Below are 24,884 nucleotides of genomic sequence, written 5' to 3'. Positions count from 1 at the left end.
TTGCCGGCTGATGCCCGGGCCGTGTGTCCGCAGGGACAGTGCCCGGCAGCTGACCGCTGCATCCATGAACAGGAGTGTATATATGAATAAAAAGTCTTCAAATCCGGGACCGGCATCGTTGAGTCCCAAAACGGACGGCTTCTCCAAGTCGGGCTTTATTCTGGCGGCGATCGGCAGCTCGGTCGGTCTCGGAAATATGTGGAAATTCCCGTATATTACCGGTAAATACGGCGGCGCGGCATTTTTTCTGTTGTTTATCATCTGTCTGATTGTTGTAGGGCTACCGATTCTGCTTGCGGAGATGGCTATTGGCCGCGGTGGACGGGGTAATGCTGCTTCGTCGCTTTTCAACATTACAGGGAAAAAGCAATGGAAATGGGTAGGCGTGATTTCAGTATTGACCGCGTTCTTGATCATGTCCTACTACGGTGTAGTAGCAGGCTGGACGCTGCATTACACCGTAGGCTCGTTTAGCGGCGGGTTATACCAGCCAGGTACAGATTATACGAAGACATTCACCGACTTCGCAGGCGGATATATGCCGCTGCTCTGGCAGGCTATCGTTATGCTGATTACCGGAATTATTATTGCCAAAGGGATTTCGGGCGGTATTGAGAAATTCAACAAAGTATTGATTCCCGGCTTCCTGATTATTTTGGTGATTCTGATGGTTCGTGCCCTGACTCTTCCGGGAGCGGCAGCAGGCGTAGAATTTTTCCTTGCCCCTGATTTCTCCAAATTAAGTGCGGTTTCTGCGCTAACAGCACTGGGACATGCCTTTTTCTCCCTGTCTCTGGGTATGGGATGTATGCTGACCTATGGCTCCTATGTACAAAAGGACCAATCCCTGGGTAAAGCTACACTGGCAATTGGTGCGGGTGACCTGATCTATGCCTTTATTGCAGGTATGATCATTTTCCCGACTATTTTCTCGTACGGTATTGAGCCAGGATCAGGCGTAGGTCTGGCATTTATGGCGCTGCCGGCTGCTTTTGCCCAGATGCCGCTCGGATTCCTGTTTGGTGGTTTGTTCTTCCTGTTGCTGGCGATTGCAGCGTTGACTTCCTGTGTATCGATCCTGGAAGTACCTGTCGCCTATGCGATGGGAGAGTGGAAGTGGAGCCGCAAAAAAGCTGCGGTTATCGTATCGGTAGCTTCCTTTATTATCGGTGTACCGGCAGCACTGTCTGTAGGTGGAGTACTGAGCTTTATCAGCTTTGCCGACAAGAGCATATTCGATTTGTTTGACTTTGTTACCTCTTATATACTGATGCCGATTGGCGGGCTGATCGTGACTCTGTTTACCGGTTATGCCTGGAAACGTGTAGGCGATGAAGTAGGTCTGAACGGTGTATGGTACCGAATATGGATGTTCCTGATCCGCTATGTGGCACCGATTCTGATCATTCTGATCTTCCTATACTCTGTCGGTCTGCTGAACCTCGGCGAATAGACCGTCCGGTACGCTACCGATTCCCGATCTGGTATACTGTAGACTAGAAACGGGAGGAGTTGAAGGACGATGTCAGAACAGCAGTATTTTGCCAAAGCACTGATCCAGTCCCTGATTGGCGAGCGCGGGCATCTGCCGATTGCCAAGGCACTGTCGGATATTGATCTGGAACTGTCTGGCCGGATAGTCGAAGGTGTCCCTTATAGCATCTATCAGCTGGTCAGTCATATGAATTATTGGCAGGAGTACATGCTGGCTCACCTGCATGGTGAACAGCCGGAACGTCCGCAGGATGTGAGCGAGAGTTGGCCCCGCGAAGCTATGGCAGAAGACGAAACCACCTGGCAGCAGCTGCTGGATGATTTCCTGCATGGAATCGATACAGCCTGTGAGCTTGCCGGTACCGTCGATCTGTCTGCCGGACTCAAGCATTTCCCGGGAGAGACGGCAGCCGGACTGCTGCGCAATATCGCTTCGCATAATACGTATCATCTCGGTGAGATAGTGATCCTGCGTCGATTGGCAGGCCAATGGCCGCCACCGGGTGGAGGCTATCCAGCCTGAACCAACAGGCACTGTAAAAATAGTGACTGCCGTGCACGTATGGCAGTACTCACAAAATCACCCTATACAAAAAGACACAGGTTTCCGCTGTTATTCGCGGAACCTGTGTCTTTTTTTTGGATATATTCAGCTCATAGCTGTGCCGGAACCGTTACGCTATTCGGTCTGTATTCGATAAAGAAGGCATATTAGACAAAAATATGACTGATCTGCTCGATCTCCTGCGGAGTCAGCTGGATATCCAGTGTCTTCAGATTATCCAGTACCTGATCTCCACGCTTGGCGCCCGGAATAATGGCATCGATGGAGTCGCGTGTCAGATACCATGCTAGTACCAGGTGGGCGATTTCGACACCTTTGGCCTGGGCGATCGGACGCAGCATCTCGACCTTTTGCAGGTTATGGGTGAATGCTTCACCGGTAAACAGTGGATCACGCGCCCGCAGATCATCAAAGGTAGTATTGGCATCGTATTTACCTGCCAGCAGACCGGAAGCCAGTGGGAAATACGGAATAAAGCTGATCTGGTTCTGTGCGGTATAAGGCAGCAGATCCTGCTCGGCTTCACGTTTGAACAAATTATATTCGGATTGCAGTACATCTACATAGCCGTCTTTGTTAGCGGCTTGCAGTTGTTCCAGGGAGAAGTTGGATACACCAATAGCTCGGATTTTGCCTTCGTCCTTGAGCCTTTTGAGTTCGCCGACAGCTTCATCCTTGGGCGTATGCTCATCCGGGAAATGGATGTAGTAGAGATCGATATAGTCGGTCTGCAGACGCTGCAGACTGCCTTCTACGCTGTCACGCAGAAAGGCTGGAGAGTTATCATAGATCACGTCGCCCTGCTCGGTAAATTTGTGTGCACCCTTGGTAGCGATTACGACTTCATCGCGCTTGCCGGTTTCTTTGAGCACTTCACCGATCAGTTCTTCCGAGCGCTTTGGACCATAGATGAATGCGGTATCGATCAGATTGATTCCATGGGCAATCGCAGTGCGTACAACATCCTTGCCTGCTTCTTCATCCAGATTCGGATACAGGTTATGTCCGCCGACAGCATTGGCACCCAGTCCGATGGGGTTCACCAGCAGATCGCTTTTGCCCAGACGTGTTTGATTAGTCATAGTCATTCATCTCCTTTTGCGTAATGTGCCTTATAGTGTAGCAGAAATCATACTAAAGTGAAATGATCGGAATAATAAGACATTAAGTACATATTGGACCAGAAAAGCATAAAGTGAAACTTGTCGGTCACAACTAATGAACTTGAACGTTTTGCAAGATCGAGATAATGAACGTATGCCATAAGGATCCAGCAGTACTCACCGATCGGATTCGTTTTTCGTTATCTTCATTTCATTCAGCCTTCGAATCGTTCCAGCCATGCCAGAATCCGGTCTACACCTTCTCGATATCTCTGCCCGACCAGCAGACCGGTGTGAGTAGTGCCCTGCAGTGCAGTATATTCTGCATCCAGCTGCTTGGCGGTCAATTGTCCTTGCCGCTGCTCAGTATCATTGTTTACCGCCTTGATGACAAGAGAAGGAATGGTAATGAGATGATGCTGGATGGGAATGCCTCCCTGTGCTCCAAAGGCTACAGAGACTTTGCCGAATGCATGAGACGCTTCCATGGATAGGTATTTTCGCTGAAAAGCAATATCTTCCTCCGATTCATCCAGACTACTTGTTTCATCCCGGATCGGCGGAGGAATAACAAGGCCGGGGAGCTCGGGAATCAGATCTGGATAAGGAGCCTGTTCATGTACTTCCCGGCTCAGACTGGAATCGATCACGACTAGGCCAGCAAGGGAAGCTGATTCGGCTTTTTTCTGACTCAGAATACCACCCATACTGAACCCGATCAGTACAGGGGGACGTTCGAATTCATCAAGAATCGTACGAATATCCTCAAGATAATCCTCAAACGTAACCTTGCTCATATCAACCGATCTGCTTCTGTAATGCCCTCTCAAATTCATGGAATAGCACGTCCAGCCGTTGTCGACAAAATGAGGGATATACTTGCTCCACATCCAGCTGCCGGTATACGCGCCATGAACAAAAAGCAGGGGAGGCCTTCCCGAAGTCTCGTTTGTCGGTCGTTCCTCAGGGTACATTTCCAGATAAAGATCGTAGTCACCTACATATTTTGTAGTATGAGCAGGGAGCAGTTTTGTATAATCGGTCATCTTTTTCACCTCTACATTTAGTTTTATATCAAACTATTAATCCAAAAAAATTAGAAATTCTGGTGTACCTTCATAAGCAGCCGCAGTAGTTCTTTTTTCTCTTCTGCAGAAAAGCCGGTATAAAAAGAGTCCATCAGCTTATGAGAAATCTCTTCAAAAACAGGCTTGAGTGCTTCTCCTTTTGGTGTCAATGATACAAAGGTAATTCTAGTATCGGTTGCATCCTTTTCCTTTTGTACCAGTTCCAGACGGATCAATTTGTCCACCAGTGCAGTGACAGTAGACTTGTCTTTGCGGATTGATCTGGATACTTCGGCCATAGTCATACGCGGTTTGCCGGCAAGGGTATAAATAATATCTCCATGCGAAGTAGCAATGCCCTCAACGCCTTGTTCTGCCATTTCGGCTATGATAAACCGGTTCACCTGTTCTCTGATTTTGGATATTAGTGATACAGCATCTGTTGTTTTCATAAAAACAATATAATTTGATATCAAACTATTGTCAAATTTATTTGTAGGCAGCAGATGCTCCGCTGATTGTAATCTACAGGGGAGCATCTGCTGCCTACTATACATACCTGCCGGATCAAAATTACGGAAGTTCATTGTTGTTTCCGGCAGCTATCATTAGTAGTTGGAAACTGAGTTTCCTATACCTTAATCTTTTTCCTGCAGTTGGAGAATAGTCTGTTCATTATATTGTCTATCCCAAGTTCTACTTACATAACCAGTTCCATCATCGAAAAATACAATTCCATAATCCCCCTGATTCTGGGGTAGTTCGACTATTTCATTAAATGGTACAGGAAGCTGATTTAGCTGTTCTGATGAAATCTTATACGTTCCCTGCTTATTAAAGAACGGAGCAGAAGCAGGACCATAAACGTTAATATACAGATTGCCTTTCTTTGTTATTTCCATATCTAAGCCACTGAGAGGGATGGCTGCGATAAGAGTAGGGTGATCCCAGTTGGGCGCTTCTACACGCATAATTCTTGAAGATGTATTGTTAACATCATAAGCTATGGAGGAGATATACAGCCTGCCTTTTGCGTCAAAATCAAGACCAGTAATATATTGCTTTTGCAGATGATTTTCTCCAGCAGTAAAGGGGGTGTATGTGCGACTTCGCTGCATCAACTCATCGGCTGAGAGGACTTTACCGCTTTGAAGATAACGGGCTTCAATTTTGAAAATCATATTGTATTTGTAGCTGCGTGTAAAAAATACATCTCCTTTGTTATTGACAGCGACAGCCGTGAGATCGTTTATTATGGCCAGTTGAGTTCGCTTCATCGTTTTCATGGAAATTTTGTAAAGTCCAAAGTTAGGATTGTTAGGATTGTCGACTTCTCCGCTATTTGCAATATATACATCTTTTTGGTCGGTATCCATGCCTTTAATATTAGGAATGTTCCAGTCAGTTAATTTAACTGGCGCTGGCTGGACTATAAATTCCCTTCTTTTTTCCAGAGAAGCAATACCTGCTGGATTCCATGCTGTATAGTGAATGGTATATACGCCGGGAATACTGGTATCCCAAGAAGACACAGGCTTGCCATTAAGTGAATAACTTATCTTTACATCAAAATCGGAATATTTTTCATCTTCAATGGCTTCGATACCGGGATCTACATAAAGGTCTCCCGGAAGTAATATTTTTTGAGACGTTTCTTTGAGATGAACAACTGGCCGGGATTCAGGGAAGACTCGCTTAATAGAATTGCGGTTACTGAAGTAGGACTTGCCATCCGGAAGGAAAACCATATCGTATACCCGGCTTATATAATCATAATAAATGCTGTAAGAAGTCATTTTGGCATAAGGAACAGGTAGGGTTTTATCCAGATCAGAAGCATTGATTTTAACAATACCCGGAGTAAATGAATAGTTTCCATGAAGAGAAAGACCTCTAAAATACAGGTTTCCCTGGGCATCAAACTTAACAGCATTGATTGATTTCCCTTCGTTCACAATAGGAATTAAAGTTTTGGAACTTGCATGCCATCGTGTTAATCCAAGTTCACTACCTGTCACATATAAACGATTATTTGGATCCATGTCCATTCCAGTAATATTATCAATCGGTAGATAGGCGTAATTCATACTTTTCGCCAGCATTTGTTCTACAGTGAGAGTATGATCAAAAGCGCGGGTATCTATCCTTTTGATATAGGTACTTTCCGATTCCGGAATATCGGGAACTTCATAGTATAACCAACCTTTGGAATCGATAGTAATACCGCCGAAATTAAAATCAGGAGAGCCATAGACAAGTTGGGTTACAGTTCGGGTAGACAAGGAAATGCTGGATAATCCATTGTTTCCCTGCGATACATATACATGATCATTGTAGTAATCCATAGTATAGGGAGTCTGGATATTCAGATTTTCCAGCCGATAGGTATCTTCGACAACCGGGCTGGAAGGAGCAGGATCGGTAAAAGGAAGCTTTATAATATTTTTAGGCGAGGTATCTGGTTTGCTAATATATCCATCGCCGTTTGCCAGAAACGTTATCCCTATATTATGTCTGTACAGATCATTGCTTTCCTTGAAATGATCATAAATCAGTACCGGCGTATCTTCTGTCAGTGCAGCAGCCGGAAGCATTTGAATAGTATGATAACTAGCCATCTCGGTGCCTGCAAAATTGGCATACAGATTACCACCAGGGCTGATTTCAATATCCTGAATATTATTCATTGCCAGCTTGATCCGCTCATCTCCTTCAGCGAAAAACTGGAATTTCTCCAAACCGACTTCAGTTGACCGTGCTATCCAGGCATGCTTATCTGTGCCGGTCTGATTGGCTGCAACATATAGTCTTCCCTGATTATCAAAATCGAGCCCACTAATTTGCAGGGACTTTAAGTCAGTATTTTGCGGAGTGAAAGGCTGTATATAGGTGACCCGATTCATAATGTCGGACTCGGACATGGTTTTTGATGTATTCAGATATCTGGCCTCCAATTTGTAAATTCGATTGAAGTCATCTTGGAGAGAGAAGTAAAGATCACCATTATCATTAACAGCAATTGCCAGAATTGACGGCAGCTCAGCGATAAGTCGATAGCTGTAATCCTCGACGGAGACTTTATAAATGCCGCTCTCCTGAGTAGTAGAATTTGCAGGATTAGTAATATAAACAAAACCGTTCACATAATCCATGTTTCCTGGATTGGTTAAATTTAGTCCATCAAGGCTGGCAGGTTTGCCTTCGACAGTGACTCTGCGTATTACCTCCCTTGCCTGTAACTGATCGGGATTTGTAGAATTATAATGAACTTGATAGCTCCCTGGTACATTTTCGTCAATCTTCTCAACAGGTATGCCTCCCAGTGAATAACTGGTTTGTATATCCAGATTAGAGTACTTATCATCTTCAACATACGCTCCGGTCTCTTCATAGGTGTGTCCATATTTCACAGTCACTTCAGGCTCACCCTCAAGCGTAATAATAGGTAGTCCATGTGGGAATAGGCGCTCTATACTTATTCCTGTAGTTATATAGGTAGCTCCTTTTGATGAAAAAAGTATACTGTAAACTCCTGGATTATACTTATTAAAGCCACGTTTGTGATTTTTAACCTTATCACTTGTAACAGGCAAAGAACGCAGGGCGTCTGCTGGAATTTTCTTTATACCCAAGTCGGTTGTCGTTACAGGGAAGGAAGAGGAATGTATATTGAAGAACAAATTACCATGTGGATCGAACCCCATTCCGGTAATACTTTGTCCGCTTTGTGCCAAGACAGGCTCAAAGCTTTTGGAAGTCTTATCCAGTCTCAGCAGTCCCGGTTGCATATTGTCGGAATCCTTATTGTAAATAGAAATATAAAGCTGGTCATTAGAATCGAAAACCATATTCACTATTGAAATTTTGTTTGTGGGAGAAGTAGGGGAATAAACAGCATAATCGGTACTGGCATCCTCCAGTTGTTGGGTAGTAAGAGGAAGATTCTGAAGTGCTCGAGCACTTACTTTTTTAATAGAGGGTTTTAAATAGAGGGTGTAGTATAAGTCCCCATGGGAATCAAAAGCGACAGCGTTAAACTCGAGATTGGTTCGTGTAATAATTGTCGTTACTTTTCCAGTAACAAGGGATACCTTGGCTAAACCCTCCCCCTGCTGCTTCACAATATATAATTCCTGATTATATATTGCTGTTTGGTATACACTATTGAGACCTAACTGGTCTAACTCATATACGTCCTGGTATACCGATGAAGTGACTGAGGAAGCAGTGCTTGGTGATAGTCCGTATACATCCTGCTGTACATGACCAGGGACGGCAGAAAATGAATCAGACGTTAAGGAGTTGGGAATGAAATCGTTTGCAGTTGTTTCCGGTTGTGCGTGAACAGTAGTTCCTGTTGTAGTTCCTAGTAACAGGATGACAATCAAAAAAAAGTGAAATAAATTTACGCATTATTTACCTCCTTTTATTTGGAAAAAATGTATTTCAATAATAATATAACATCATCGTATGATGTTATATATGATTAAAACAGCTTACTTTATGCTAATATTGAAGCAGTGTTAATACTTTTTCACCGGATCAGGCGAATCAGTGATAGATACGCTAATACTCAATAGCCTTATCTTATTTAAGAAGAAAGTTTAGTTATGTTAGCACTAGATTGGAATGACACTATTGTCAGGTACTTTCTTATATTTTTAACATACAAAATCCTCTCTGCATGTAGTACACAAAGAGGATTTTGTATGTTATCAATCAGTATTATCGATGATAGTTGTATGGGAATTTAATAATTAAACTTCAAGATCGTCTGTTTACGCTTTTCGAAATCATCTGTTCTACTTACGTATCCTGTACCGTCCGCCAAAAATGCAATACCTTTATCCCCTTCGGTATAAGGGGTTTTCGTCAAGCTATCACTCAGTACCGGTAGCGTATTCAGCTGCTGGAGGGTAACCTTGTACGTATCTTTTTTCCAGGTGGTATATAGTTCCTGTGTAGAAATATACAGATCTCCGGCAGGAGAGAAATCCATATCATTGGAGCTGACAGGCAGTTCGGTAACCAAGGTGGATTTGTTCCAATCATTTCCTGTCAAACGAACGATTTTGGAAGTGACGCTTGTTTTGCCGTAGACGTTTACAGCAGCATACAATCTGCCCTGTTTATCAAACTCAAGACCATTGATTTTAAGCGGAGCTGCGCTGGCCTCTTTGGCTGTAAAAGGCATGTACGTACGGCTGAGCTTCATCAGCTGATCTGCGGTAAGGGCTTTGCCGCTCTGTAGATGTTTGGCTTCGATCTTGAAAATCATGTTATCCATATCATAGCGTGTAAAGAACAGGTCACCTGATGCGTTCACCGCTACAGCGCCTATATCATTGATTGCTGCCAATCTCGTTTTTTGCATGGTCTGTAAAGAGATTTTGTACAGGCCATAGTTGGGATTATCCTTATACGAATAATTAGTCAGATACAGATTCTGGCTATCCGCATCCATACTGTTGATTCCTGTGATGTACCAGTCTGTTAGTTGGCTTGGAGTCGGCTTGACGGTCACTTCACGCGTTTTTTCCAGAGAAGCGGTACCAGCTGGATTTACGGCTACATAATGGATGGTGTATGTTCCGACTTTACTGGTATCCAGGCTAGGAACAAATTCACCATTAAAGGAATACGTTACTTTGATATCAAATTTGGAATACTTCTCATCCTCAATAACTCGAATTCCCGGATCGGTATAAATGTCTCCCTGGACAACAGCATCCGAGTAACCTTTTAAAGTCACGATCGGGCGAGATTCAGGGTATACACGCTTCAGACTTTGCCCGTTACTGAAATAGGATGTTCCGTCAGAAAGGAACAACAATCCGTTATAGGGTTCATTCCGAAGTACATCTTGTTTATAAGAAATCAGCTTTTCGTCTGCAACAGGCAGTGTACCCTTCAGATCGGCAGCACTAATTTTGACAATGCCGGCAGCATAGGAATAATACGATTGCGGACTTGGAGTTTTGAAATAAAGGTTACCCTGATTATCAAAAGTGATAGCCGTAATCATGGAAGCTTCTTCCGAGACAGGAGTCAGCGTTTTGGATGTGTTGCTCCAACGAAGCAAGCCAGGGTCTAGATCCCATCCTTTGTCGAGAGAAATATACAACTGATTATTTTTATCCATAGCGATGCTGCTGATATGGCTTGCTGGAATATGTGCATAATCTACACTTGCGGCAAGGAATTGTTCAGTAGTGAGCGTTTGGTTCAGAGAAGAAGGCTTTATTTTTTTGATATATGAATATTCGTTATTCAGTTTATCAGGAACTACATAATACAGGGTTCCGTCTGTATCGGCAGTGATGGTATGCATAGGAGAAGTAGGAGAACCATAAACCACTTTGGTGACTGTTTGCGTTGCTACGTCTATTTTGGACAATCCATTGTTTCCCTGTGTGATGTAAACATAGCCATTATAATAAGCCATGCCCAGAGGAGTAAGAATATTAATGCTTTCCAACTGATAGGTATTGCTGCTGGCAGACGTAGGAACAGAGGTCATTTCATAAACATTGTTATGTACGTTAGTCGGAGAAACACTTGTTTCTGGTGTTATTTTAAATGGTATAGCGTTTGGAACATCGGTAGGGGTGCTTTCTGCTGCAAAAGCAGCGTTCCCTGTCACTCCTGGCATCACCAGGGAAAACGCCAGACAGGTAGAAATAAACTTTTTCATTATAAACCTCCTTTTTATTGGCAAATCTGTTGCTACCAACCTAATATAACAGTATAAGCTGTCTACGCTATATAGGCACTTAGCAATGTTTTTCAATTTGGAATATTTCATTTTGAGAAATACAGACTTGAAATAGAATCCCGCATTCCATATTTATAAAGATAATATTATATTGACGAAAAACCTTGTGTACTGTGCAAACGAATGCCCTAAACAAAATAATCTTTGTAATTATTAATATTCAATATATCTATTAAGGAAAGATATGGATAAAAAAATTGTCTGAAATGTACAAAAAAAGGATTGCTTATCAGGTAGCGATGGAATAAAATGTTCTTGCAGCCATCTGTAAACGCTTTCAAATAGATAATTAACTTACTTTGAATCAGGGGGTTAAACAGCCAGAGGTAGCGGCGAGAATTTGATAAATAAATTGCAACCGCTAACAAAATCTTGTTTACTTTTCATGCCAAAAATAAGAGAATGGTATAAAAGTAAAATTTATCTATTTGTAGCTGTTATTTCAAGTAAACCAGTATATCATGAGAGGGTTGAGTCTATGAAACGCAAGTGGAAGAAGAACGGTTCTATGACTTTGATGATGGTCTTGTTGTTCTCCGTAGTAATGAGTGCATGTTCCGGCAACTCTGGAACAACCAACAGTTCGCAGACTGGCACCGAGGGAACAGGAACACCGGCAGCGACAACGACTTCAGGCGCTGACCTGATCAAGACTGCCAAAGTACCGGCAGGATCTGAACTGGAAAAGGCGCTAAATGGTGAATATAAAGGCAAAAAAGTAACAATGTACGGTCCATTCGTCGATGCGGATGAGCAGAAATTCAATGCCAGTATCAAGGCATTCGAAGAAGCAACAGGTATTGATATCGCTTATGAAGGTTCCAAGGAATTTGAAGCAACTGTCAACGTACGCGTTAACGGCGGCAATGCCCCGGATATCGCTGACTTCCCACAGCCAGGTCTGCTGGAAGGCTTCGTGAAATCGGGCAAAGTTATTGATGTCGCTTCCTTTATGCCTGCTGATTACCTGAAGCAGCAGTACAAAGAAAGCTGGCTGGATATGGCACAAATGGCCGGTCCGGAAAACAAAGACATCACTGCTGGCGTCTGGGCACGCAGCAGCGTGAAAAGTCTGGTCTGGTACAACAAAAAAGCTTTTGACGAAGCAGGATATACCGTTCCAAAAACATGGGACGAAATGATGAAACTGACCGAGCAGATCGCTGCTGATGGCGATCCTGCATGGAGCGTAGGTATCGAGAGCGGCGCGGCAACAGGCTGGCCGGCTACTGACTGGCTGGAAGATATCATGCTGCGTACCACTACACCGGAAAACTACGATAAGTGGGTAAAAGGCGAACTTCCTTTCACTGATCCTATCGTTAAAAATGCAGTAACCAAAATGTCCGATATCTGGTTCAACAAAGATTATGTATACGGCGGACGCAGTTCGATCGTAACAACGAACTTTGGGGATGCAGTAAAACCACTGTTTACGGATCCTCCAAAAGCATGGCTGCATCGTCAAGCTGGATTTATCGTATCGTTCTTCCCTGAAGGACTGCCAGCTGACCAGTATGACTGGTTCCCGTTCCCATCCATTGATGCAAAATACGGTACACCGGCTCTGATCTCCGGCGATATCTACGCCATGTTCAATGATCGTCCGGAAGTACGTGCCGTTATGGAATTCTTCACGACTGCAGAATCCCTGCAAAGCTGGATTAAATCCGGCGGTGTAACGCCTCCTATGAACGGTACACCGGATGACTGGTTCGCCAATGACCAGGAACGCCGCATGTCCGAATTTGTACAGACTGCAGACACGATTCGCTTTGATGGTTCTGACCTGATGCCAGGCTCTGTTGGTGCAGGTACATTCTGGAAAGGCATGACCGACTATGTGAGCGGTACAGCCAATCTGGATGAGGCCATGCAGGAAATCCAATCCGGCTGGAAAAAGTAACTGGCCTTTATACAACATGAGATCAACACGTCAGACGGACCGGTATTGATCGGTCCGTTTGGTGTGATTAAGGGAGCATTTTTGCAAATGCCAAAGGGGGAAAGCAAATGGACGCAGGCAATGAAATCAATGTAAGGGGCAAACAGCGCTTCACACCGCGCCTGATTCTGTTATCCATCCTCGTTCCTTTACTTAATTTGGGAGTGCATACGCTAATATTCCTGTTCTTCCGTGAATCCGGTCTTCCTCCCATGTTTAATGCATTGCTGGCAGTGATCTGGGGAATCTTCGGTATTTATTCCATTTACTTTACGCTTAACTGGGTAGTTGAGCAGTATCCGGATAAATGGAAAGAAAGAGTCACCCCTTACGTATTCGTTGGACCTGCCGTGCTATTGCTCGGTTGGCTGCTGTTCCTGCCGACGCTGCGTACGCTGTACTTAAGCTTTTTCAATGCCGATTCCACCAAGTTTGTCGGACTGGCGAACTTCGGAGCGGTCTTTACGGATCGACTGCTGTTGACTGCTCTGCGCAACAATCTGATGTGGGTTGTTATTGGTACGTTGGCTTGCGTAATTCTGGGCCTGCTGGTCGCTGTACTGGCGGATCGCAGCAGCTTTGAACGTCTCGCCAAAGCAATTGTATTTATGCCGATGGCAATTTCTTTTGTCGCTGCCGGGGTTATCTGGAAGTTTATCTATTACTACCAGCCGGGCGACGAGCAGATTGGTCTGCTGAATGCGATTATTATCCAGCTGGGATTCCAGCCACAGGGCTGGCTCAGTATGGTGCAGCCGTGGAATAACCTCTTCCTGATTGTCATCCTCGTCTGGATGCAGACCGGATTTGCCATGGTTATTTTCTCGGCTGCTATCAAGGGGATCCCGGAAGATATGCTGGAAGCCGCACGAATGGATGGTGCAGGTGAGATTCGCATCTTCTTCAAAATCATGCTGCCAGTCATCTCGGGTACCGTGCTTGCCGTAACAACAACCATTATTGTATTTACACTGAAAATATTCGATGTGGTCATGATTATGACCGGTGGACAGTACGGTACCGAGGTCGTTGCGACCGAATTCTATCGTCAGCTGTTCATGTACCAGAATGCTGGTTACGGTTCGACACTCGCGATCGTGCTGCTGATCGCCGTTATTCCGGTGATTATTCTGAACGTTCGTCAGCTTCAGAAGGGAGGCAACCTCTAATGCGCAAAAAAGTCAAAGCTCCACGCCGTAAAGGTCATTGGCTGGTCAATCTTATTCTGGGCATTATCTGCGTTGTCTGGTTTATCCCCACACTGGGGCTGCTGATCTCATCCGTTCGTCCGGCTGCAGATATTTTGCAGACTGGCTGGTGGACTGTTATCCCGCATCGTCAGTGGGAGACGGTCAGTCAGATCAAGCTGGACCGCGACACGGATCTTCGCAAACCGATTGAGGTCAATGGACAGTCGTTTCCAGATGATCAACTCAAAGCAGGTGTAGAAGTAGGCGATCAGCGTCTGATCTGGGAGAACCGCCGTGCCCGTACAGTAGATGTACAGGAAAAGAAATGGGGTTCTTCGACCAACTTTACCCTGCAGAACTATGAGACCGTACTCGGGGGCAAAGAGTACAAAATCACCCAGCCGGATGGTACCGTGCAGACGGAGCAGGGCAGCGGGATGGGCCGTTCCTTCTGGAACACGATTGCTGTCGTTGTACCATCGACAGTCATTCCGATCTTTATCGCCTCATTTGCAGCCTATGCGTTTGCCTGGCTGAAATTTAAGGGGCGCAAAGCATTCTTTATCGTCGTGATTGCACTGCTCGTCGTTCCGTTGCAAGTGGCACTGATTCCAATCCTGCGTGACTATACGGCGCTCGGACTGAACGGGACGTACTTTGGGATATGGATGGCGCATACCGCGTTTGGTCTGCCGCTGATCACATACTTTATGTACAACTCGATCAGTCAGCTGCCCAAGGATCTGTTCGAATCTGCCTTTATGGATGGAGCGAGTAACTTTACCATCTTCTCCAAACTGATCTTGCCCCTGTCGGTACCGGCACTGGCATCGATCTGTATCTTCCAGTTCCTGTGGGTATGGAACGATTATCTGGTATCGCTTATCTTCCTCGGCTCCCAGCCGGAAGTACAGGTGCTGTCGATGAGTATCGCCAACCTGGTCGGATCGCGTGGTAGCGACTGGCATCTGCTTACGGCAGCAGCCTTTGTCTCCATGTTGACGCCACTGGCTGTATTCTTCGCTCTGCAAAAGTACTTTGTACGCGGTTTGCTGGGTGGATCGGTCAAAGGTTAAGCATAAAAGCTATCGGATAAGCTTTAGTATTCAAAGTAGATATGATCCGCCTTCCTGCTCGGGAGGCGGATTTTATTTGTGTGATTACATTAGGAATGATGAATAATACGACTGCTGGCTCGCATTTGCTTATAGAGCTGGCGAATTCGGCAGGAAAAAGGAATAAAATGGGTAATGATCTGTAGTGGCCTAATCAAGCAATGCAATCGCCGCCACTTTTTATACATAAGATACATTCAGTGAGAACGCATAGTCAAAGAGTGGTAGGAATAATAGCAATATAATCAAGAACACGAAACCGAAAGGAGAAAGGCATATGGTATCTGCTGTACTGTCCATGCTTCTGCTTACGATTGCACTGGTACTCGTAATCTCTATCGTCTATTACACCTGGCGCAATGGCATTTCTCCGCTGCCTTCATCTTTGCTGCTACGTCGTCAGGTGGAGCAGGAAGTGAAACGATTATCTGCTGTTCAGCAGGAGAGCGGACGTTATGGGTTTACCGGAGAAACAGCAAATGCAGTCCCTTCTGCAATGCATTCCTTTCGAGTAGAGTCTATATCCACTGCCGCAGATGGAGCTGAAGCGACAGTTAGGAAGAGTATACATAGAAGAGAGACAGGTAAGTCGGATGGTCCGTTGATTATCGAAGCCGGTTCCGGGTGGGGTACGATGGCGCTGCATCTGGCACGTTACTGCCAGTCGTGCAGGGTAGTAGGCATTGAGAATTCAGTAGTACCACTAATGGTCTCGAGACTGCTGGCCTGTCTACCGGGCAGCCATTCTATAAAGCTGGTGCATGGGGATATGTACAGGTATCACTATGAGCAGGCTGATCTGATTGTCTGTTATTTATTTCCGGGTGCGATGACCCGGTTGAGTCCGATTTTTCGTGAACAGACACGACCGGGCACCTATATTATCAGTGTCTACTTTGCGCTGCCGGACTGGGAAGCAGAGCAGGTGATTACCTGCCGCGATGTCCACCGTACCAGAATTTATATCTATCGTACAGGCAGCCGGATTTATAATGTGTAAAAAAGGGTATAGATTAAAGTCTGTCATTCTCCCGAATTATGAAACGCTTACAATTTATTCTTTACAAATGCAAATCGGGAGTAGTAAGATAATAGTCAAAGTTGTATACAAGTATACCGATAGGAAGAAACAGCAGCTATCTGTTTTCTTTACAGGATAATTCGAGGTAAGGAAGTGAGGCCTGAATACGCTATTCATCAGCAAGACAATGCATCCCGCGAATGAATCTATGCTAAAATTATAAGAAGTGGCATACGCTGCTACAATCGGATGGAACATCTACATAATGCTGCTTACCGGTTGGATAATTGCCTATTATGCATAAGAGGAGACGTTGGATCATGCAATATCCATCTGCCTGGATGCAGGGAGCTTCCCGCGGGGAAGCCATCGCCTGCCAGCTCAGGCTGCAAATTATAAATGAACAGATCAAGCCGGGAGAGATCATCTCCGAGAATCGGGTCGCTGCCGACTTTGGAACGAGCCGCTCTCCGGTGCGGGATGCACTCAAGACGCTATCGGGTGAAGGACTGATCCGACTGGAACGGATGGGCGCTGTTGTACTGGGATTGAATCTGGAAGATGTCAAAGAACTGTATGATGTGCGTTATCTGATCGAGAGCTTTGCCCAGCAGCAGCTGGCACAGCAGGATAATGCAGTATTGGTCACCCAGCTGGACCGGATTATCGACAAAATGAAGCTGGCTGTCAAACATGGTGACTACGTCGATTTTGCCTATCAGGACTTTACATTCCATGAGGCTATTGTGATGCATGCCCAGCACAAACGAATGATCCATCTCTGGAACAGTATTCGCCAGATTGTGATGACGGTCATTCTGATTACGACCGAAAAGGGATTTCAGACCGGGGAAGAACGCATGAACTGGGTCGCGGACAAGCATTACATGATCCTCGAAGGCCTGCGTTCCCATGATCCCGAAGTCATTCACAAGGTAGTCAGCAGTTATTTTGCAGATTCTGCCCAGACATTGATACGCAGCCTGCCCTGATTGGCAGGCTGGCTCGGGTCGTAATGATAGATGTCACCCTATGACAGGCCAGTATGTATACAGCAGTCATGAACTGCAGTGACATTATCCCGATCTTATCAATTATCGAAAATGAATTATATTTTTACCTTTAACTTGTCGACAAGTATACAATCAGTTTCTCCAACACGTGTTCATCATGTGTGAAAGCGCTCTATAATTTTTCGTAAAATATTTCAAATTTTCATAAAGTGATTTGAAAGTTTTCAATTCATAACGAACAGAGCCGAAGTCATCCGGCTTCAGGCAGGAAAACAGGGAGGTTTTCGCATTGGATCAATTATTTGGACTCAGTCATAATGCAACATTGCTTATCTGGACACTGATTGCGATCGTATTTCTGATCGTATTGATTGCAAAGTTTAAATGGAACCCGTTTGTCACACTGCTGCTGTCTGCACTCATGCTGGGCCTGCTGGCAGGCATGGATCCGCAGGGTCTGATCAAATCCGTCACTGGCGGTCTGGGCGGTACGCTCGGAACGATAGCGATCGTTATCGGTCTGGGAACCATGCTCGGTAAAATGATGGCTGAATCCGGTGGTGCCGAACGTATCGCCACTACACTGATCGACCGTTTTGGTGTTAAACGCGTCCATTGGGCGATGATGATTGTCGGTTTTATCGTCGGAATTCCGGTATTTTTTGAAGTCGGTGTCATTCTGCTGATTCCAATTATTTTCCTGGTTGCCCGCAAGACCGGGATGTCCCTGCTCAAAATTGGTATTCCGATTCTGGCAGGTCTGTCGACTGTACACGGACTGGTACCTCCGCATCCGGCACCGATGATTGCGATTGAAGCGTATAATGCCAATCTGGGCAGAACGATTCTGTATTCCCTGATCGTCGGCTTGCCAACTGCAATTATCGCCGGCCCGATCTTTGGTAAATTTATCGGTAACCGTATTGTTGTACATCCGCCGCAGGAACTGGCAGATCAATTCGCTTCCAAGGAAGATCGCCAGTTGCCAGGCTTCGGTATTACCCTGTTCACTATTTTGCTGCCGGTTATCCTGATGTTGATCGGATCGATTGCTGATATCGTAGATCCGCAGGGAGTGAACAGCTTCACTCACGTAGCAGCATTTATTGGACATGAAGTGATTGCGCTGCTGATCTCGGCGGTGTTCGCCTTTTTCTCACTGGGCTTTGCCCGCGGCTTCAGCAAAGAAGATGTCTCCCGATTCACCAGTGAATGTCTTGCTCCTACAGCCAGCATTATCCTGATTATCGGTGGCGGTGGTGCCTTCAAGCAGGTACTGATTGATAGTGGCGTGGGCGGTGCAATTGCTGATATCGCCAGTCAGACTCATATTAACGTGATCCTGTTTGCATGGCTCGTAGCAGCACTGATCCGTATCGCGACCGGCTCGGCTACTGTCGCCATGACTACAGCTGCCGGTATCGTTGCACCAGTGCTCGCTGTGAGCAGCGGTGTCAATATCGAACTGGTCGTACTGGCGACCGGTGCAGGTTCTCTGATCCTGTCCCACGTCAACGATGCAGGCTTCTGGATGATCAAGGAATTCTTCGGTATGACCGTCGGTCAGACTCTGAAATCCTGGACCGCCATGGAGACCATCCTGTCCGTCGTTGGCCTGATCTTCATCATGATCCTGAGTGTATTTGTCTAACATCTACACCTAATGATTGCAGTACCGGAACTTATGTAAAAGCCAACCAGAAAGCAGAGCGGGAAGATACATTCTCCCCGTTCTGCTTTACTGCGTATAGGCGCTAGCCTTATCTGTTCGGCTATCTACCATGCACATCTCTCGTGCATAAGCAGAGACACCTTCCATGCACTGGTGCCATTGCTACTCTCATAGGCACCCATTTACAAGAAAAGAGGTTGATAACCATGACAGACTCCACAATGAAACGAATGATCGGTGTAGATATCGGAACGACCAGTACCAAGTCGGTACTTTTTGAACAGGATGGAACCGTCGTAACTTCAGCGAATATCGGCTATCCGCTGCATACGCCTACTACAGCAACGGCGGAACAGGACCCGGATGAGATTTACCGGGCCGTACTGCATACCATTGCCGGCGTCATGGAACAGAGTGGTACAGCCGCAGACGATATTCTGTTAGTCTCTTTTAGCTCGGCGATGCACAGTGTGATTGCTGTCGATTCGGATGGAACACCGCTGACTCGCTGCATTACCTGGGCGGACAATCGCAGCGCTCCCTATGCCCGCAAGCTCAAGGAAGAATGGAACGGACACGAGATCTACATGCGTACCGGAACACCGATTCATCCAATGTCTCCATTGACCAAGCTGATCTGGCTGCGAGAAGAACATCCCGAGATTTTTGATCAGACCGCCAAATTTATTTCGATCAAGGAATATGTATTTTTCCGTCTGTTCGGTCAGTATATTGTCGATCATTCTATCGCATCCTGTACCGGCATGCTCAATCTCAAGCAGTTGGACTGGGATCGAGAGGCGCTGCAACTGGCTGGTATTACAGCGGATCGCCTATCTACACTCGTACCGACAACCCATCTGATCGAGGGATTGCATGCAGAGGCTGCAGCCGAGATGAAGCTGGGGCTAACAACACCATTTATCGTGGGTGCCAGCGACGGGGTATTGTCCAATCTGGGAGTAGGCGCTATCGAACCGGGAGTGGTTGCAGTAACGATCGGCACGAGCGGAGCGATTCGTACTGTAGTGGATCAGCCGGTAACTGACCCCAAAGGCCGCATTTTCTGTTATGCACTGACCGAGGACAAATGGGTTATCGGTGGTCCTGTTAACAATGGCGGGATGCTGTTCCGCTGGGTACGCGATGAATTTGCTGCTTCGGAAGTAGAGACGGCCAAGCGCCTTGGTATCGATTCCTATGATGTGCTGACGCGGATCGCCGAGCAGGTACGTCCGGGTTCGGATGGATTGCTGTTCCACCCGTATCTGACCGGCGAGCGTGCACCATTGTGGAATCCGGATGCACGTGGTTCCTTTATCGGGCTGACGATGAAGCACCGCAAAGAGCATATGATCCGCTCGGTGCTGGAAGGGGTTATTTTCAACCTGTATACGGTTATGCTGGCTATGGAAGAACAGATCGGTCGTCCGGCCCGTATTCATGCGACCGGTGGATTTGCTCGTTCCTCATTATGGCGCCAGATGATGGCGGATATTTTCGACCAGGAAGTCATTGTGCCGGAAAGTATTGAGAGCTCCTGTCTCGGTGCCGTGGTACTGGGACTGTATGGTACCGGTCGTATCGAATCGCTGGATATCGTCTCCGGAATGATCGGTTCTACCCATAGTCATGAGCCGGAACCTGCAGCTACCCATGTCTATCATCAGCTACTGCCGATCTATATTTCTATTTTCCGCAGTCTGGAGCAGCAGTACAGCGCGATTGCCGAATTCCAGAATAGTATGGGTGAAGCCTGAGAATAGACCAAAAGGATAATAAATCCTCTTATCCAGACTTCTTGAAAATGCTATACTGGGTCAAACAGCTATTCTCGGATGTAATTCTCGTATAGTTGTCAGACAACAGTAAGGTTGTGGTGGTAACGTGGATTTTAATCTGGATATGAAAACGGTATTCATGTCCCTGATATTTGGTCATATTTTCACTGTCATTCTGATTACTGCTTATCGTCGTTCTTCGGTCAAGGACCGTTCGGTCAACATATTTATTCTCGCCAAATGGCTTCAGGCGATTGCCTGGGCGATGCTGATTTTCCGTAGTGCACTGCCGGAGATAATGTCTATCGTGCTCGCCAATACGCTTTTGTTTATCGGTGCAGCCATGGAGACGGCAGCACTGCTGATTTTACAGCAGGTATTTACACGCAGGGCAAGACGCTGGCATTTCCTGTATATGATCATCTGTGTAGTTGGTTTTGCAGTCATTTATATGGTTGGTGTATCCGAAAGTACACGGATTGTCTATGCTTCGATTGGGACGACTGTGTTCCTGATATATCCGGTCTATCGGATGACCCGCGAGCCGCAGGCTTCTCCGCTGAAAAGGCTGGTGGGCTATCTGTACGGTGTAGTTGCTATCAGTCTGGTGTCACGGGCAGTAGCAGCTCTGCAGCTGGGCGCACATGCAGGACTCTTCACGGTGGGGTTGTATCAGACATTTTCCTTTATTGCGCTCTATCTGATTATGATTCTGGGCAACATCGGTTTTGTCTTGTTGTCCAAGGAACAGGCCGATGCGGATCTGCTGCGGATGGCGAGTTATGACGAGATGACCGGTGTGTTCAACCGGCGTACTTTTATCATACAGAGTCGTAATCATATCCATAAGCTGGCCCGGCAGGGGAAGCTGGTCTCATTTATTTTGTTTGATGTGGATGCTTACAAGACCATTAATGATACATATGGTCATTTTACGGGAGACCGTGTATTGATGGATATGGCAAACCGGGTCAAAGAGTGCCTATCCCGTTTCCCTGCCGAGAATCACCTGTTTGGTCGATATGGTGGAGATGAATTTGCTGTGCTGCTGTCGGATACAGATGAGCGTGAAGCTGCCGAATGGGCAGAAGCGTTAAGACGGACAATTGCCGATAATCTCTCGGACATACTGCCAGTAGCGTACACGATCAGTCTGGGTGTAGTGACCGTACGGGCAGCAGCCGATATTCAATTGGATACACTGTACGTGCTGAGTGATCAGGCACTGTATAAGGCCAAGCGTGCCGGACGCAATCGGGTTGCTGTGCATGTGCCGCAGACCGATACGATAGAGACTGTACAGCAGTCTAATCAATAAGTAAGCTCGTATAATCGGGTGGGATGGATCAATCGTATAATACAAAAAGACGCTCTGTGAATCAGAGCGTCTTTTTGTATTTGTATGGTTTTACTTTCCGTCATACGGTGGGTCTATAGGATATCCTGCAGATAACTGCGCCTACCTATGACCATATAGCTGGAAGACAGGATAACGATTTATTTTTTGGTGGAATAGTGGTACAGATTGTCAGCAAGTGACTGCATCGTAGCACTCGTATTATGCAGACGCTCAATCACATCGGTAAAGGAACTGACCAGCGTGGCCTGCTCTTTGGAGGAAGAAGTGATCTGTTCGATCTCCCGCTCCATATTGCGGATCGATTCCTGCACATCGCGCAGCGCCGTCTCGATATCACCGGTCGCCTGCTTGGCATTGACGGACAGCTTGCGGACTTCGGTCGCAACAACGCCGAATCCGGCACCCAGTTCGCCGACACGAGCTGCTTCGATCGCTGCATTCAGACCCAGCAGATTCGTCTGCTCAGATATTTCCTTGATCAGCGTCGCAACTTCATTGATTTTGGAAGACTTTTGAACGGTAGTTTTGCTGTTTTGCAGAATCTGCTCGCTGGTGGCCTGCAGTTCTTCGGCATGGGCAGCGACATGCTGGACCATATCGACCAGACTGTTGGAGATCGAGCGGCTCTCATCTACAATTTTGTCCAAGTTCAGGGCTGTTGTCTGCTCATAGAATACATTGAACATGGCAACCAGCTTGTTGTCTTCGATAATAGGTACCGAGATGCCTTCCAGCGGATAGCCGAATACTTCCGCCGGGAAGAAGGAGATGGACGTGTTGCGTTTATCTTTTACACCGTTAAAATTAAGGAAGCTTGGATCCAGGGGACTGCCTGCCGAGTAGCCCAGGTTAAAGTCTCCCAGCTGTTCGTAGAACAGAATTTTCTCGTGGTCATATACGGAGACTGCAGCTTTTTCGCGCAGACCTTTGGTGAAGTATGGAATTACACTAATCAGAGCATTAACGATACTCATTTTATCCCGTCCTTTTCGTTCGAATACAGTACATTTTCTATTTATCGGCGAGGGACAGATTAATATTTAGCAGCTTACGATTAGTAATATATGGATAATAGTATGATTTATCCATAATATGAAAATATAAATAGGTAATAATATGATATAAGCTGTCAAAACGTCTTGTTTGCATCAATAATATGCCAAATACGTTAATAAAGGAAGCGAAAAAGTTTTTGTGATTATGAATACAAAGCAAAAAGAGCGGCAGACCAAAGTCCAACCGCTCTTCAAAAAGCAATACTTGTCTACAAAAGCAGATCCTGCCTGCAGCCAAGCCGTATTTACAGCATTCACATCCGTAGTGCTTCTATGACTGCATCTCTGGCGCAGTCAGACGTTCCAGCTCTTCCAGATAGGCAAAGGCATAATCATCCGATGTGCCGCACATTTCCAGGGATGCTGCAAGACCTCCACATACCTCCGGGCGTTCCGGCTGTCCAAACAGACCGCATCGGCGCTCGGAAGTCAGATGAATACATGGGGTTCCTGCAGGCTTGCCCTGTGGCATGCCGGGAATCGGTGAGGATATGGATATAATAATGCAGCATGCTGCACAGCCGGGACGGCATTCCATCGTAATCTCTCCTGTCGGGTTCATGATGCGGGATGGGCTGCCAGTCATGACTGTTTTATTTCCATACATCCTCGGCGATCTGGATGACATGGCGCAGCTTTTCCCATTGTTGTTCTTCGGTCAGTAGATTGCCTTCCTCGGTGGAGGCGAATCCGCACTGCGGACTCAGGCACAGCTGATCCAGGTTTACATATTTGGCGGCTTCGTCGATCCGGCGCTTGATCTCGTCCACGCTCTCCAGCGCTCCGTGCTTGGAAGTAACCAGACCGAGTACGATCTGCAGATCACGGCGCTTCACATGGCGCAGTACATCGAGTGAACCGGAGCGTTCATCGTCGAATTCCATGAACAGACCGTTCAGATTCAGCTGATCCATAATGGCATCGGCTGCACCGTCATAACCACCGGAAGCCGTCCAGGTTGAGCGGAAGTTACCACGGCAAATATGCATTGTAATAACCATATCGTCCGGACGGTCAGCTACAGCCAGATTCACCAGTTTGACGGAATCGGCGAGCATGCGATCCGGATCTTTGCCCTCTGCACGCAGCTTGGCTTTGGCTTCTTCGGAGAAAAAGGCTGCCCATGATGTATCATCCAGCTGCAGATAACGGCAACCTGCATCGTAAAAGGCACGAAGTGCTTTTTGGTAGGCAAGCCCAAGATCGTGTAGCAATACGTCGCTATCCGCATACAGATCGGATTCGATTTTACCACGAAATTGCAGCATATTGGGGCTTGGAATCGTCATTTTTGCGGTACGATCCGGGCTGACAACACTGTGCAGGAATTTGTAATCATCCAGATGCGGATGACCGGTAAAATCGATTTTGTCGGTTACTTTGATGCCACGTGCTTTGGTCGTTACCCCATGGAACTGGATACCTTTATCCGACTCAAAAGCCTCAACGCCATCCAGATTTTCCAGGAAGTCAAAATGCCACCAGGCACGGCGGAATTCACCGTCGGTAATAGACTGCAGGCCGATTTCTTCCTGTTTGGCTACGATACGGCGAATTTCTTCGTCTTCGATCTGTCGCAGCTGCTGGGCGTTAATCTCACCAGCAGATTGCTGAAGACGTGCTTGCTTGATTTTATCGGTGCGAAGCAGACTGCCTACATGATCTGCACGAAAAGGCGCAGTCGTACGCAGCAGGGAAGATGGAGAAGAAGTCATTATACATAACCTA

At 46.3% G+C, this 24,884-nt stretch carries 18 protein-coding genes; 10 read left to right on the top strand and 8 right to left on the bottom strand.

Annotated features, from left to right (window positions below):
• Positions 1–82 precede the first annotated feature (82 nt).
• Both H065_RS0119855 and H065_RS0119850 read left to right on the top strand, forming a co-directional pair.
• Positions 83–1,453, top strand: a complete 1,371-nt coding sequence (locus H065_RS0119855; protein ID WP_017814839.1) for a sodium-dependent transporter — start codon at positions 83–85, stop codon at positions 1,451–1,453.
• A gap of 69 nt (positions 1,454–1,522) precedes the next feature.
• Positions 1,523–2,017 carry a DinB family protein gene (locus H065_RS0119850; protein ID WP_017814838.1) on the top strand — a complete coding sequence of 165 codons (495 nt, stop codon included), beginning with the start codon at positions 1,523–1,525 and terminating at the stop codon, positions 2,015–2,017.
• Positions 2,018–2,205: 188 nt separating this feature from the next.
• On the opposite strand, the gene H065_RS0119845 is transcribed toward H065_RS0119850, so the two are convergent.
• The 5 genes from H065_RS0119845 to H065_RS0119820 form a co-directional block, all read right to left on the bottom strand.
• A complete protein-coding gene (locus tag H065_RS0119845; RefSeq protein ID WP_017814837.1) occupies positions 2,206–3,141 on the bottom strand; it encodes an aldo/keto reductase in 936 nt (311 codons plus the stop codon).
• A gap of 236 nt (positions 3,142–3,377) precedes the next feature.
• Positions 3,378–4,208, bottom strand: a complete 831-nt coding sequence (locus H065_RS0119840) for an alpha/beta hydrolase family protein (protein ID WP_017814836.1) — start codon at positions 4,206–4,208, stop codon at positions 3,378–3,380.
• A 50-nt stretch (positions 4,209–4,258) separates the two neighbouring features.
• Complete coding sequence (locus H065_RS0119835; protein WP_238557998.1) at positions 4,259–4,609, bottom strand: MarR family winged helix-turn-helix transcriptional regulator; 351 nt, start codon at positions 4,607–4,609, stop codon at positions 4,259–4,261.
• Between the two features lie 258 nt (positions 4,610–4,867).
• Positions 4,868–8,350 (bottom strand): immunoglobulin-like domain-containing protein, encoded by a 3,483-nt coding sequence (locus H065_RS0119830; RefSeq protein WP_081604180.1) that lies wholly within the window; start codon positions 8,348–8,350, stop codon positions 4,868–4,870.
• Between the two features lie 629 nt (positions 8,351–8,979).
• Entirely contained in the window at positions 8,980–10,923 is a 1,944-nt protein-coding gene (locus H065_RS0119820; RefSeq protein WP_017814832.1) for an immunoglobulin-like domain-containing protein, read from the bottom strand.
• Between the two features lie 559 nt (positions 10,924–11,482).
• Here H065_RS0119820 and H065_RS0119815 point away from each other — a divergent pair.
• The 8 genes from H065_RS0119815 (at position 11,483) to H065_RS26445 (ending at position 22,059) form a co-directional block, all read left to right on the top strand.
• The gene (locus H065_RS0119815; protein ID WP_017814831.1) at positions 11,483–12,910 is read left to right on the top strand and encodes an ABC transporter substrate-binding protein; all 1,428 of its coding nucleotides are present in this window, start codon (positions 11,483–11,485) and stop codon (positions 12,908–12,910) included.
• Positions 12,911–13,017: 107 nt separating this feature from the next.
• Positions 13,018–14,118: a carbohydrate ABC transporter permease gene (locus tag H065_RS0119810; protein WP_017814830.1), complete on the top strand. Its 1,101-nt coding sequence runs from the start codon at positions 13,018–13,020 to the stop codon at positions 14,116–14,118.
• Entirely contained in the window at positions 14,118–15,215 is a 1,098-nt protein-coding gene (locus H065_RS0119805) for a carbohydrate ABC transporter permease (protein ID WP_017814829.1), read from the top strand. The genes H065_RS0119810 and H065_RS0119805 overlap by 1 nt, the downstream gene beginning before the upstream one ends.
• A gap of 316 nt (positions 15,216–15,531) precedes the next feature.
• On the top strand, positions 15,532–16,254 hold the full coding sequence (locus H065_RS27175; RefSeq protein ID WP_017814828.1) for a class I SAM-dependent methyltransferase: 723 nt from the start codon (positions 15,532–15,534) through the stop codon (positions 16,252–16,254).
• Positions 16,255–16,595: 341 nt separating this feature from the next.
• Entirely contained in the window at positions 16,596–17,267 is a 672-nt protein-coding gene (locus H065_RS0119795) for a GntR family transcriptional regulator (RefSeq protein ID WP_017814827.1), read from the top strand.
• Between the two features lie 310 nt (positions 17,268–17,577).
• On the top strand, positions 17,578–18,939 hold the full coding sequence (locus H065_RS0119790; protein ID WP_017814826.1) for a GntT/GntP/DsdX family permease: 1,362 nt from the start codon (positions 17,578–17,580) through the stop codon (positions 18,937–18,939).
• A 227-nt stretch (positions 18,940–19,166) separates the two neighbouring features.
• Positions 19,167–20,720, top strand: a complete 1,554-nt coding sequence (gene gntK / locus H065_RS0119785) for a gluconokinase (RefSeq protein ID WP_017814825.1) — start codon at positions 19,167–19,169, stop codon at positions 20,718–20,720.
• A 127-nt stretch (positions 20,721–20,847) separates the two neighbouring features.
• The gene (locus H065_RS26445) at positions 20,848–22,059 is read left to right on the top strand and encodes a GGDEF domain-containing protein (RefSeq protein WP_017814824.1); all 1,212 of its coding nucleotides are present in this window, start codon (positions 20,848–20,850) and stop codon (positions 22,057–22,059) included.
• Between the two features lie 179 nt (positions 22,060–22,238).
• Here H065_RS26445 and H065_RS0119775 read toward each other — a convergent pair whose 3' ends face one another.
• The 3 genes from H065_RS0119775 to H065_RS0119760 all read right to left on the bottom strand — a co-directional run bounded on the left by H065_RS0119775 (position 22,239) and on the right by H065_RS0119760 (position 24,871).
• Positions 22,239–23,075, bottom strand: coding sequence for a methyl-accepting chemotaxis protein (locus H065_RS0119775; protein WP_017814823.1), 837 nt, complete (start codon positions 23,073–23,075; stop codon positions 22,239–22,241).
• A gap of 352 nt (positions 23,076–23,427) precedes the next feature.
• On the bottom strand, positions 23,428–23,694 hold the full coding sequence (locus tag H065_RS0119765; protein ID WP_017814821.1) for a YkgJ family cysteine cluster protein: 267 nt from the start codon (positions 23,692–23,694) through the stop codon (positions 23,428–23,430).
• A gap of 55 nt (positions 23,695–23,749) precedes the next feature.
• Positions 23,750–24,871 (bottom strand): 5-methyltetrahydropteroyltriglutamate--homocysteine S-methyltransferase, encoded by a 1,122-nt coding sequence (locus H065_RS0119760; RefSeq protein ID WP_017814820.1) that lies wholly within the window; start codon positions 24,869–24,871, stop codon positions 23,750–23,752.
• Positions 24,872–24,884: the final 13 nt, after the last annotated feature.

The sequence above is a fragment of the Paenibacillus shenyangensis genome (genome assembly GCF_000346635.1).
GTDB classification, from domain to species: Bacteria; Bacillota; Bacilli; order Paenibacillales; family Paenibacillaceae; genus Saccharibacillus; species Saccharibacillus dauci.
The sequence above is the reverse complement of the archived record's forward strand: the minus strand, read 5'-3'. Positions and strand labels throughout refer to the sequence as shown.